Genomic DNA, 12311 nt, shown 5'->3' with positions numbered 1-12311 from the left:
GAAGCCTTATCATTCGGACCGGCCTGCCAAACGACTAACAGTAATTAAGCAATCAACAAATGATGAATCAATCCAACGTGCAGTTTTACGCCTATTTGCATCGCATCTTCATCTAATTTAAATTTCGGATTATGTACCCCATAAGTTGCTCCGATCGCCTCATTGCCTGAGCCAACCAATAAAAAGCATCCCGGAATTTTTTCCTGATAGGAAGAAAAGTCTTCGCTGCCAAACAGTGGCGTATCCGTTATCTGTAGTGCGGATTCCCCAACATACTGACGAGTGACCTTCTGAGCGATATCGAAAGCCGATGGATGATTATTTCCTACGGTATAACCACGCGTCCATTTAATCTCGTAAGTTGCACCGTGTGCTGCGGTAACCCCCGCGAGCACCTGATCCACTAGCTCAGGTACTTTTTCTCTTACATTTTTATTATGAGTTCGCAGGGTACCCGCCAACTTGGCTCGCTCAGGAATCACATTATAGCTATCTCCTGCCTGAAACGTGGCTACAGTCAGAACTGGTGCGTTCTGAGGATCCAGTTTGCGAGAAATAATCTGTTGTAAAGCCGTCACCACCTCGGCACCAATAACCACCGGGTCAATACATAAAAATGGCATTGAACCGTGACCACCACGACCTTGAATTTCAATATCAAAATTATCACTGGAGGCGCTGAATACCCCTGACTTAATCACCACCTGCCCCGTAGGATAAGTCGGCATAACGTGTAAGCCAAAAATCATCTCAACGCCATCAAGAATGCCTTTATCAACCAATTCTTGCGCACCGCCTGGGGGAACTTCTTCCGCATGCTGGAAAATAAATACCACTTTGCCGTGTATCTGATGTTTTAACTGACATAAGACTTTTGCCGCACCTAATAGCATAGCCGTGTGGGAATCATGGCCACAGGCGTGCATCACCCCCGGTTTTGTCGAAGCAAAGTACTCCTCGCTCTCTTCCGTAATCGGTAAGGCATCAATATCCCCCCGCAAAGCATAGGTTTTACCGGGATAATCGCCCTCCAGATAAGCAACCACGCTATTCGGCGTTGGACGCGTTATCTTTAATGGGCCAAAGGTCGACAGTTGCTTCTCAATATAGTCTGCCGTATCAACCTCATGAAAAGTTAAATCCGGATTAGCGTGGATATGCCGACGCCAGTGGATAACGTTGTCCTTAACCGAAGCGACAAGCTGGTTGAGTTGTTCTGTATTCATCATTTTCCTCACTTCTGACTATTCGTTTCCAACAACCGCTCCGGTCGCGGTACCACTGTTACGTAATGGGATGACCACCAAACCAGATACCACCATCGCAGCAGCAAGAAAAATAAAAGCGCTGGCAAAGCTATTGGTCATTGACACCAGATAGCCAATGGCAATCGGCGCCACAAATCCGCCAAGCGTTCCGCCGGTATTAATCATTCCCATCGCCGCGCCAATCACCTCTTGTGGCAATCGCTTCATCGGTAAGGTAAATACCGTAACAAACGCAGCCATCAAGAATACATAGCCAAAGAACAACAAAATAGCGGCAAATATGGCCGACGGCACCAGATAAATCGCCATAATGCAGACCGCCCCCAGCAATGAACCTGCGCTAATCACAATATATTCTCGGTCTTGCATATATTTACCAACAAACCAGCCGGTACATAAAGAAGAGACCCATAACCCCAGACCACCTGCTGCGGCGATAGTGGCGGACAGGCTGATGCTTAACCCACGGTATTGCACCAGATATTTCGGTAACCAAGCCATTAAGCCATATGACGGCACATTCAAGCCAAAAATAGCGACAAACAGCAGTAAAACGACCGGGTTCTTTAATAATTGTTTATAGTCGCTCCAGCCTACCGCTTTAGCTGAACGAGGTCCTTGTGCTGGCTTAGGAACCCAAATCAGCACACAAAACGCAATCGCAAAAGCAAACAGCCCCAGCCAAGTAAACGATCCCCGCCAGCCAATCTCACTAATCAGGAAAACCGCGACAACAGGCCCGGCAGACATCGCTAAACCAGAAGACGAAAGTAAAATAGATTGAGCAAAGGTGCGCTGTTGAACATCAAAATTAGCAACAACCGCCTTAGCACAAGAGCAGGGATATCCTGAGTGCGCTATCCCCGCCAGAAAACGCCAAACCACCAATAAACCAAACGTCAGCCCCAGCAAGCCAAAGCTAATGGCAAAGCCTCCCAATAAAAACAAGGACAGCAACAGAACTTTTTTATAGCCAATCCGGTCATTTAGCCAACCGGCTGGAATTTGAAACAAAGAGTAAGAAAGGAAAAACAACCCGGTGATATAACCAAGCTCTTTCGCCGTTAAAGAAAACTCTTGTTCAATGGGTAACAAAGCAAAACCGATAACGGTTTTATCTATATAAACAATGACATAACCGATAAAAAGCAAAAATATCATCAGATATTTATTGGTCACTTTCATCTGAATCCCTTAGACGGTAATTTGTATAACAAAAATTGATACCTAAAAGTCAAAATTTCGGCTTAAACCATCAATTTTTGACTATTTTACGTTCAATCCATGATCGTTCTGGTTTCAACTTGCCGTTTTTCCATCCTTTAAAAATCGGAAAAAGAGGGCTTCCCGGTCATTGCGTGATATACATCACAAAATAACCTGTTGTTTAGAAAGAATTATTTTATTATTCCGCCATCATATAAAACCTTGATCTTGATGAGGAGATATGATTTTCTTATCACTGATAACTAAACCTGATACCAAAAGGTAAAACGGCCAAAAATGAAATACTTACCCAAACTGCACCAGTTGAAAGTTTTCCAGACGGTTATTCGCTACGGCAGTATTCGCGCAGCAGCCAGAGAAATGAAGCAATCACAACCCTCGCTAACCCGCAGCATGCGAGAGCTGGAAGATACGCTGGGGGCAGTGTTAATGACCAGAGGGTCACGAGGCATTGTACTCACCGAGGCAGGAAGAGCTTTTGCTGCGCGTATGCAGCTGATTTTAGAAGAGTTAGAAAGGGCGGCTGATGAAATTCAGCAAATAAATCAATCCTCGCAGGGGAATATTGCGGTCGGTTTTTCCTCGTTACCGGCGCTAACTATCTTTCCTCCCGCATTAGTCCAGTTTAAATCCCGCTTTCCCAAAACCAACATCACCGTTTTGGAAGGACAGCTATCCACCCTGCTTCCCTTTCTGCGTGAAGGGAAACTGGATTTCGCCATCGGAACCATTTCACCTGATGTACCACTGAGCGAATTTATTGAAGAGCCACTGTTTAAGGCGTCTTTTTGTATCATTGCGCGCCAAGGACACCCGCTGGAAAAATGCACCAACGTTGCTCAGTTGCTTGAAGCTAAATGGTTTCTACCTGCGACATCAATGGGATATTACAAAGGATTAGAATCGTTATTCAGCAACCTGTATCAAGCGTTACATCATGCGCCGATTCGCAGCGATTCCGTAGTTACAGCACTCAATCTGATCCTGAACTTTGACTACCTGACCATTGTTGCCAGCGCAATGCTACCCGCTTTAGATATCAACAATCGTCTCTGTATGCTGCCAATCACCGAGCCACTGCCTCAGGCATCCTACAGTTTGATCTATCCGCGTCAACGCCCTTTGACGTTAGCGGCCAAACGTTTTACTGAAGTGCTGCATTGGGAATCTCAGCAGCACTCATGGGCCAAGGACTAATCAGGAATACATGCCATGAATAATGGCAGCACCATTATTCATCACGCTGAGCAAAGCGCTATTTATCAGCCGACCTTAAAGAAATTTCACCGCCGATAAATGCGTTAATCACACCATCTTGCTCCAACAGCAGTGCCCCTTGCTTATCGATACCCCGGGCAATACCAAAAATCTGTTGCTCACCAATCAATAGTTTTACCGGACGGTCAATAAAATTATCTAATTGACGCCAGCGAGAAATGAATGGCGCCAATCCCTGCTGTTCAAACTGCTTTAATGTTTCACGTAACGTAGATAGCAAACAGGCCACCATTTCATTACGATCAATATCTTCTTTGCCTTCGGTTAAATTAGCCCATTGCTGGTTAACCACGTTGCTATCAGGTTGGCGCATCGACAAGTTAATCCCAGCACCAATCACCACGTTAGCCGCATCACCGGTTTTACCCGTTAGCTCAACCAAAATGCCCGCCAGCTTGCGATCTTTTAAATAAAGATCGTTTGGCCATTTAACCCTAACATCCGCAGCACCTAACTTATGTAGAACTTCGGCCATCACAATACCAATAACCAAGCTCAGACCAATGGCAGCCGCAGGTCCCTGCTCCAAACGCCAGAACATCGAGAGATACAGATTGGTACCAAATGGTGAAAACCACTGGCGGCCGCGACGACCACGCCCAGCCTGTTGATATTCCGCTACGCAGGCATCACCAGAATGAAGCTTATTGATACGATCCATTAAATATTGATTCGTGGAATCAACCACCGGCAGCACTTCTACACCACCGTCTGGCAATAGCTGATTAATAATCGGTTCATCCAATAGTTGAATGGCCGCAGGAAGGCTATATCCTTTGCCTGGAACAGTGAAAACGTCCAGCCCCCAGTCACGCAAGGTCTGCATATATTTATTAATCGCGGCCCGGCTCATGCCAAGCTCATGACCGATTTGCTCACCAGAGTGGAAATCACCGTCAGACAATATCTTGACCAGCTTTAATGGAACAGCGATATTCTTCATGCTAATACCTCAAGCGCATTGCGTTCACCCGATTTACCAATGAACCGAACCTCTGGTTCAAGCCAAACGTTAAACCGTTCAGCGACCTGCTTGCGAACATAGCCCGCCAGTTCAGCCACATCCTGCGATGTCGCTCGATCCTGATTAATTAATACTAACGCTTGCTGCTGATGCACTGCGGCGCCGCCAATACGATGACCTTTCAGTTGGCAGGCATCAATCAACCAGCCCGCCGCCAGTTTTTCCTGACCGTTGGGTTGAGGATAGTGTGGCGCATTGGGATATTGCTTTAGAATTTCTGCCGCGACTTCGGCACTGACCACCGGGTTTTTAAAGAAGCTGCCCGCATTACCGGTTACTTTTGGATCAGGAAGTTTACTGCTGCGCATCGCACAAACAGCATCGAACACCTGCATCGGTTTGACGGTTTGCGGATCGAACTGGCGTAAATCACCGTAGCTTAAAACCGGTTGCCAACGTTTAGCCAACTTTAGTCCCACGGCCACAATGGCATAGCCTTCACGGTACTGATGCTTAAAGATGCTTTCACGATAGCCAAACTGACAGTCTGCTGCGGTAATACGTGAAACATCGCCGTTCGTTAGATTGAGTAAATCAACGTATTCACACACGTCTTTCAGTTCAACCCCATAAGCCCCAATATTCTGAATCGGGGCGGAACCTGCACAGCCGGGAATCAACGCTAAATTCTCCAGGCCATTAAAATTATGCTCCAGAGTATAACGCACCAACTGATGCCAGTTTTCCCCCGCCCCTACGTGTAAATGCCAAGAATCATCCGACTCGCGAACGTGAATGCCTTTGATCCGGTTTAATACTATCCAACCCTCAAAATTCTCCAGAAATAGCATATTACTGCCTTCCCCCAGCAGTAATACTGGACGCTGCTGCTTCCCGGCCTGCTGCCATGCATCAACCAATTGTTCACAGGATTCAGCGGTAATCACGCGCTCAGCGTATACGGGTAAAGCAAAGGTATGCAAATTCTGAATCGACACGGCTGGAGAGGTCATAAAAGGTCTCGACATTATATTCAATACACAGGGGAAAAATGCTGCTGATAGTCTAACTGATTGGGGGCAGGCATGACCAGAGTTGGAATGATTCACAATGTGTTTAGAACAGGTTTGAATTTATCGATGGCGTTAAGTCACTGCCCCCTAATTCAAGAACCTAAATATTGTCAAAGGAAAAAAGTCATGCCGCCAGCCAAGATACAAATCACAGCGCAGTCATCACCTAATCTCAAATCCGAACCACTCCTTATACGCCCTTGGCTCAATCAACACCCTTTCCACCTTCGCCGTTCGCGGTCCGCTCTTTAACCATTCCAACAGTTTTTCAACCTGCTGTTTATCTCCGCTGACCAATACTTCCACTCGGCCATCATCCATGTTGTACGCATAACCGGAAACGCCCAGCGCCCGGGCCTGTTGTTGAGTGAAATAACGAAACCCGACACCCTGTACGATACCCGAAACATAAGCAATAAAGCAGACCTTCATGATTATCTCCCCCTGTTCAGCCAATCATACCCTAATAAATATTTCATATCTGGAGACTCCATTTAGAGGAATTAGTCGGTATATTGACTATTATGGCAACGTTTCTGACTGTTACAGAACGGCCACTAAATAATAAAATCGCACAGAAGGATTCTGGTATGTTTAATAATCTGTTTGGCAAGAAACCGGCAGCAAAAAAAGAATTCATCACCATCACGCTAAATGCCAAATTACAGCCTATGCACCGTGGCGATCTAGAGGATGCTTTAACCAAAATCCTTGAAGCCCATAACATTGGTGAGATCTGCGGTGGCGGTTCGCTATTAGAGAAAAACGGTGAAATCAGCGAATGTGATATAGAGATCGAAGCCAAGGACACCAGCGAGCAAGCTATCCATCATATTATCAATTTTCTGGAAGACGCACTGGCTCCTAAAGGTTCAAAACTGCGTATTGGCGAAGACAGGATTATTGAGTTCGGTCAACATGAAGGACTAGCCCTCTATCTCAACGGTACCGATTTACCCGATGAGGTATACCAAAATAACGATATCAATGAGGCTTGGGCGGAAATCGAAAAACTGCTGGGAGAAGAAGGCGGTATACATAGCTACCATCAGGGTGAAACAGAAACCGCGCTATACCTCTACGGTAATCGCTTTGATACGATGCATCAGCTAATCGAACCTTTTCTTAATAGCTATCCGCTCTGCCAACAGTGCCGAGTGGTTCAAGTGGTCTGATACTCGATAATTATACGATTATTTAATGGAAACATCGTTGTGACTAGCACTCAAACTGAAAGGAATAAGCTCGGAATCATCGGGCTTATTTTTTCAGTTACCTCAAACGCCGGTTAGCCTCCTCAAGCCCTAACCTAATAACATCCTCTGCTCGCCGCAATAGTCGCTTATCCCCTTGACGCAACACTGCTAACTGACGGTGTTTTTCCACCAGATAATATTTAGCAAATTCCGGGTCATATTCGGCAATATTACGGCTGTTATCGATAATATCTGCCAGTTTGATGGTTTTTACCTGTGGGCAGGCACATGAGATATGGACTAAATCAAGCTGGAAGCGAACCTCCCGATCACCATCGTTTTCCCTGCTGACTTTAGTCAGCATTTGTACATAGCTGGCCACCGTATCGCCAAAGTGTTGATTAATCTCACTCAGGGTCGTAGTGGTATCTTCGACGGTATCATGCAACCAAGCTGCGGCAATCATCTCCGCCGTATGGGGAACAATGCGAACCAATTCAACCACCGCCGCAGGATGGATGATATAAGGTGCATGTGTATATTTACGCCGCTGATTAGCGTCAGTATGTACCCTGGTGGCAAATATCTTTGCTCGCTGTTCAAGATCGTTCATACATACTCCCGCTATTTACTTGTATAAGGCGGCCTAAATCTTCACGAACGGAATACTCTGAGTTTAAACACGGATCGGATTACTGTAAATCGTACCGCTTTATCTTGCGGTATAGTGTAGCAATACCAATACCCAATTCTGTCGCCGCTTGCTTCTTACCCTCCACGCTATTGCCAAAACGCAGCAGGACATTTTCAATCACTTCCTTTTCCGCTTTTCGTCCCTGCTTATCCAAAGAATGTAGTCCCTTGTGATGGCTGTTCTTTTGTTTTTCCGCCGCACTCAATAAATGCGGTGGTAAATGACTGGCATTCATACCGACAGCATCCCCCTGCATCACATAGATATACTCAATAACATTACGCAGTTCCCGAATATTACCCGGCCAGTGATAAGCATAAAGCAGGTTAATCATATCGTCCGGCACCTTTTGTCTGGGTCGACCATAGCTCTCTGAAAATTCGTCAGCAAAATATTGGGCTAACCCGGCAATGTCCTCGCGTCGCTCGCGTAGAGAAGGTAACACCAGCGGTACCACATTAAGACGATAGTAAAGATCCTCACGAAACAGGCCACTTTCTACCATGTCATAAATATTTTTATTCGTGGCGGCAATAATTCGCACATCCGTATTAATCACATTATTTGACCCCACTCGAGTGATGGCCTTCTCCTGCAATACCCTTAGCAGCTTAGCCTGAAGATGCAGGGGCATATCGCCAATTTCATCCAGAAACAGGCTACCGCCATTAGCTAACTCAAATTTCCCTACCCGCCCTTTTGGGTCAGCACCGCTAAATGCCCCGCGGACATAGCCAAACAGCTCACTTTCCAGTAACTGTTCTGGAATAGCGGCGCAGTTAATGGTGACAAACGGGGATGCTTTGCGCGGACTATTTTGGTGAATAGCAAACGCCACCACTTCCTTACCGGAGCCGCTTTCACCAGTAATCAATACACTGGCGTAGCTGTTGGCTATTTTACCGATGGTGCTTCTCAGCTGTTCCATTGGTTGGGAATGACCGATCAATCGCGCCCGACTGTCGGACTCATAAGACGGCATAGTGATTTTGCTCATATAGTCCCGAGCATCGTGGAAAATCACCATCGTCAGGCTGTCATTTTCCAATGACGAGAGGGAAATCTGTTTACACAATACGTGACGTTTCTGATCTTCCAGCGTCAACCATGCCTCTTCATCACCATATAAAATATCACCGGTAGTCTCGATAGTAAGCGGTAATCCAATGACTTCACGGTTAAACAGACGAGCGGCGGACAAATTAGCGTGCCAGATGAGGTTATTACCATCGATGGCGACTACTCCGCGATCCATGGCATCGATCAGCCGACGGAAAGCGCCCAAGGTTTCCTGCGCCCGCAGACGTTCCAGACACTCGAATACTTTGCTGGAAATCATGACGGCAACTTGTTCAATAAAAGTAATGAATTTATCAATCTGATTAAGGAGAGTCTGTCTCTGCTCCTCGGTGGAACAAATAATACCAATAACGCCGATTACTCGATTATTGAGGAAAATAGGCGCATTCAGGTCCAACATCTCTGAACAGTAAAGGTGCTTCTCACAGTGCTGACATAAGGTATTTTCGCCCGGATTTTTGATCAGTACCGTTTCCTGCACACGCAAAACGTGGCGATAGATATAACCGTTTTTAGCCACATTCTGGTTAAGCATATGCCGGTATTTACCCGTGCCGGCAATACGCATCAGGGATTCATCAATAATCTCAACATCGGTACCGGTGATGCCCGAAATAGCATCAGCGTAGTTACAAATATCATCCTGAATATTACTCAATACCGAGATCATAATAGGCAATCCTTATATAACCGCCAATTTATCAATAATTGATAAATATTCTGTTAAGAATATCTATTTCACTCAAATAATTAATCTATCTTATTGTATTTAAATATCTATTCTTATTTATCCGTATAGATCACATAATTTATCAAATTTGATAAATTATCATCTAAATGATAATCCTCACCTCCAGCACCAGCCTTTCCTTTACCTTCCACAAAAAATAACCAATTGAAAATGAAAGATAAAAAAACAATTTCACCGAATTAACTCAAGTAGCGAGCAATCTGGCACGTCCCTTGCTCTGGTCAATACATCGATACCGATATTTTTCTGCAGCTAATACGTTGCAAATTAATTAAAACCCAGACCAATGAGGCTTTTTCCATGCAGGACAAATTACAGTTTTTTATCAACCAGACTTTGTTCACTGAACGACCTACAGCGCCGTTAGCGCCGTTTAGCTATCAGTCGCTGATAAAAGCACTTAACTTTCACCGCTCTATTCCCGGCTATGCACCAACACCGCTATACAGCCTACCGGCTTTATCTCAAAAGCTGGGAGTAAAAAGCCTGTGTCTCAAAGATGAATCACAACGCTTTGGACTAAAAGCTTTTAAAGTACTGGGCGGTGCCTATGCCATGGCCTGCCATATTGCAGAAATCCTGGGGAAAGATATCAGTGAACTGCCTTTTGATGTGATGACCAGCGATGAGGTGAGAAAAATCCTGAAAGAAGTCACCTTTGCCACCACCACTGATGGCAATCATGGACGCGGCGTAGCCTGGATGGCACGCCAGCTAAAACAAAAAGCCGTAGTCTACATGCCCAAAGGTTCATCGCAGGAGCGTCTGACCGCGATTCGTAATGAAGGCGCAACCGCAGAAATCGTCGATATGAACTACGACGATGCAGTACGCATGACGGCGGAACAAGCAGAAAAATATGGCTGGATAGTGGTTCAGGACACCGCCTGGCAGGGATATGAAAAAATTCCTTTATGGATTATGCAAGGCTACGGCTCATTAATGCTTGAATCCATGGAGCAGCTGCATCAGGTTCCACCAACCCACGTATTCGTTCAGGCTGGCGTGGGGTCTTTTGCTGGTATGGCACAAGGCATGCTAACAGCGGCTTATGGCGAAAATCGCCCCAAAGTCATTGTAGCGGAAGCATTAATTGCCGACTGTCTGTACCGCTCTGCCATATCGAAACAGGGTCAGGCTATTGCAGTAGGCGGCGATCTGCAAACCGTTATGGCCGGACTGGCCTGCGGAGAAGCCAACAACATAGGCTGGGATCTGTTACGCGACTACGCAACCGGTTTTGCCTCCTGCCCTGACTTCGTTGCCACCCACGGTATGCGCATTCTGGGTAACCCACTACCGGGAGACCCGCACATTGTTTCCGGTGAGTCAGGCGCAGTCACGACCGGGTTACTCTCAATTCTAATGACTTCCCCTGCCATGGCAGAAACCCGTCAACAGTTGGGCTTAAATCAGGACTCCCGCGTATTGGTTATCAGCACCGAGGGCGATACCGATCCTCAGCGCTATTTGGATATCGTCTGGGATGGCGAGATCCCAAGCTTCAAGAAATATTAATCACCTATTTTCAAAGTAATGATGGAGAAGAAACAATGTTATCAGCAAGTCGTTTTGATGAAGTGGTTAAGAACTGTCAAACCCTGATTCGCGAAAAAAGCTACTCAGGGCAGGAAGGGAACGTCGTTAAAGCTATCGAAAAAATCATGAAGCATTACCAGTTTGACGATATCCATATCGATAAATATGGCAACATCATCGGCGGTATCGTTGGTAATCAACCAGGTAAAACCCTGATGTTTGATGGTCATATCGATACCGTCCCCGTCGACGAGGAAAAATGGAGTCATAATCCTTACGGCGGCGACATTGAAGACGGAAAAATCTACGGACGCGGCACTACCGATATGAAAGGTGCCGTAGCAGGCATGATCTCTGCCGTGGGTTTCTACGGACAGGATCATCAGCGTAACTTTGCCGGCAAAATTTATGTGTCCTGTATCGTACATGAAGAGTGCTTTGAGGGTATTGCTGCCCGCTTGGTTACCGAGCGCTATAAGCCCGACTACGTGATTATCGGCGAAGCGTCTGAGCTGAACCTGAAAATCGGTCAACGTGGTCGGGCTGAAATCGTCGTCGAGACCTTCGGTAAACCCGCACATTCCGCTAACCCGCAAGCAGGTATCAATGCGGTATACAAAATGTCCCAGCTCATCGATAAAATTCGCACAGTGGCACCCCCAACCCACCCTGTTCTGGGTCTGGGTATTCTTGAGTTGACCGATATTAAATCTTCGCCTTATCCCGGTGCTTCCGTGGTACCTGACTACTGCCGTGCGACCTACGATCGCCGCCTGCTGGTAGGAGAAACCAAAGAAAGCGTTATTGCTCCGCTGGAAAAAGCACTGCAAGAATTACAGGCTCAGGACCCGCAGTTTAAAGGCAAAGTCTCTTACGCCTTTGGCAAAGAATCCTGTTATACCGGCGCAACTATCGAAGGTGAACGCTTCTTCCCAGGTTGGGTATTTGATGAAGCTGATGAGTTTGTTCAAGCAGTACTGTCCGGCGTACGTTCTGCGGATATTGAACCGACCATTACTCAATACTCATTCTGTACCAACGGTAGCCACTATGCCGGTGAAGCGGGTATCCATACCGTCGGTTTCGGACCATCTCGTGAAAATCTGGCCCACACCATCGACGAGTTTATTGAAATATCACAGCTGACCGGCTCAGCCTCTGGCTACTACGGCATTATTCAGAGCATTTACGGTAAGTAATCCAATAAAAATAAAAACTGAAAAATAGAACATTAAATAAAA

The 12311-nt window shown here is 46.1% G+C and carries 11 protein-coding genes; 4 read left to right on the top strand and 7 right to left on the bottom strand.

From position 1 onward, the window contains the following. Window positions 1-44 precede the first annotated feature (44 nt). Together EL341_RS01530 and EL341_RS01525 are read right to left on the bottom strand one after the other, a co-directional pair. On the bottom strand, window positions 45-1229 hold the full coding sequence (locus EL341_RS01530; protein WP_126466834.1) for an amidohydrolase: 1185 nt from the start codon (window positions 1227-1229) through the stop codon (window positions 45-47). A gap of 15 nt (window positions 1230-1244) precedes the next feature. Then, window positions 1245-2453 carry an MFS transporter gene (locus tag EL341_RS01525; RefSeq protein WP_232036578.1) on the bottom strand — a complete coding sequence of 403 codons (1209 nt, stop codon included), beginning with the start codon at window positions 2451-2453 and terminating at the stop codon, window positions 1245-1247. A gap of 318 nt (window positions 2454-2771) precedes the next feature. Here EL341_RS01525 and EL341_RS01520 point away from each other — a divergent pair, with 318 nt between their 5' ends. Further along, entirely contained in the window at window positions 2772-3692 is a 921-nt protein-coding gene (locus tag EL341_RS01520) for a LysR substrate-binding domain-containing protein (RefSeq protein ID WP_126466832.1), read from the top strand. Between the two features lie 58 nt (window positions 3693-3750). Here EL341_RS01520 and birA read toward each other — a convergent pair whose 3' ends face one another. From birA to yccX, 3 genes are all read right to left on the bottom strand, one after another. Continuing rightward, window positions 3751-4716 (bottom strand): bifunctional biotin--[acetyl-CoA-carboxylase] ligase/biotin operon repressor BirA, encoded by a 966-nt coding sequence (birA, locus tag EL341_RS01515; RefSeq protein WP_126466830.1) that lies wholly within the window; start codon window positions 4714-4716, stop codon window positions 3751-3753. Beyond that, complete coding sequence (gene murB / locus EL341_RS01510; protein WP_074825033.1) at window positions 4713-5750, bottom strand: UDP-N-acetylmuramate dehydrogenase; 1038 nt, start codon at window positions 5748-5750, stop codon at window positions 4713-4715. The genes birA and murB overlap by 4 nt, the downstream gene beginning before the upstream one ends. Before the next feature lie 222 nt (window positions 5751-5972). Further along, window positions 5973-6245 (bottom strand): acylphosphatase, encoded by a 273-nt coding sequence (gene yccX / locus EL341_RS01505; RefSeq protein WP_074825057.1) that lies wholly within the window; start codon window positions 6243-6245, stop codon window positions 5973-5975. 155 nt (window positions 6246-6400) lie between these two features. Between yccX and EL341_RS01500 the strand changes: the two genes are divergently transcribed. Beyond that, entirely contained in the window at window positions 6401-6985 is a 585-nt protein-coding gene (locus tag EL341_RS01500; protein ID WP_074825036.1) for a hypothetical protein, read from the top strand. Between the two features lie 97 nt (window positions 6986-7082). Here EL341_RS01500 and EL341_RS01495 read toward each other — a convergent pair whose 3' ends face one another. After that, window positions 7083-7619: an HD domain-containing protein gene (locus EL341_RS01495; RefSeq protein ID WP_074825038.1), complete on the bottom strand. Its 537-nt coding sequence runs from the start codon at window positions 7617-7619 to the stop codon at window positions 7083-7085. Window positions 7620-7698: 79 nt separating this feature from the next. Next, window positions 7699-9450 carry a sigma-54 interaction domain-containing protein gene (locus EL341_RS01490; RefSeq protein ID WP_047779737.1) on the bottom strand — a complete coding sequence of 584 codons (1752 nt, stop codon included), beginning with the start codon at window positions 9448-9450 and terminating at the stop codon, window positions 7699-7701. 381 nt (window positions 9451-9831) lie between these two features. Here EL341_RS01490 and dpaL point away from each other — a divergent pair, with 381 nt between their 5' ends. Then, complete coding sequence (dpaL, locus tag EL341_RS01485) at window positions 9832-11049, top strand: diaminopropionate ammonia-lyase (protein WP_074825041.1); 1218 nt, start codon at window positions 9832-9834, stop codon at window positions 11047-11049. Window positions 11050-11084: 35 nt separating this feature from the next. Continuing rightward, on the top strand, window positions 11085-12269 hold the full coding sequence (locus EL341_RS01480) for a YgeY family selenium metabolism-linked hydrolase (protein WP_074825043.1): 1185 nt from the start codon (window positions 11085-11087) through the stop codon (window positions 12267-12269). Window positions 12270-12311: the final 42 nt, after the last annotated feature.

The organism is Pragia fontium, from assembly GCF_900638655.1.
GTDB lineage: Bacteria > Pseudomonadota > Gammaproteobacteria > Enterobacterales > Enterobacteriaceae > Pragia > Pragia fontium.
The sequence above is the reverse complement of the archived record's forward strand: the minus strand, read 5'-3'. Positions and strand labels throughout refer to the sequence as shown.

Coding starts and splice junctions, on each gene's coding strand:
- EL341_RS01520 (WP_126466832.1), top strand. CDS start 2,772: ATGAAATACTTACCCAAACTGCACCAGTTGAAAGTTTTCCAGACGGTT.
- EL341_RS01480 (WP_074825043.1), top strand. CDS start 11,085: ATGTTATCAGCAAGTCGTTTTGATGAAGTGGTTAAGAACTGTCAAACC.
- dpaL (WP_074825041.1), top strand. CDS start 9,832: ATGCAGGACAAATTACAGTTTTTTATCAACCAGACTTTGTTCACTGAA.
- EL341_RS01500 (WP_074825036.1), top strand. CDS start 6,401: ATGTTTAATAATCTGTTTGGCAAGAAACCGGCAGCAAAAAAAGAATTC.
- birA (WP_126466830.1), bottom strand. CDS start 4,716: ATGAAGAATATCGCTGTTCCATTAAAGCTGGTCAAGATATTGTCTGAC.
- EL341_RS01525 (WP_232036578.1), bottom strand. CDS start 2,453: ATGAAAGTGACCAATAAATATCTGATGATATTTTTGCTTTTTATCGGT.
- EL341_RS01495 (WP_074825038.1), bottom strand. CDS start 7,619: ATGAACGATCTTGAACAGCGAGCAAAGATATTTGCCACCAGGGTACAT.
- murB (WP_074825033.1), bottom strand. CDS start 5,750: ATGACCTCTCCAGCCGTGTCGATTCAGAATTTGCATACCTTTGCTTTA.
- EL341_RS01490 (WP_047779737.1), bottom strand. CDS start 9,450: ATGATCTCGGTATTGAGTAATATTCAGGATGATATTTGTAACTACGCT.
- EL341_RS01530 (WP_126466834.1), bottom strand. CDS start 1,229: ATGATGAATACAGAACAACTCAACCAGCTTGTCGCTTCGGTTAAGGAC.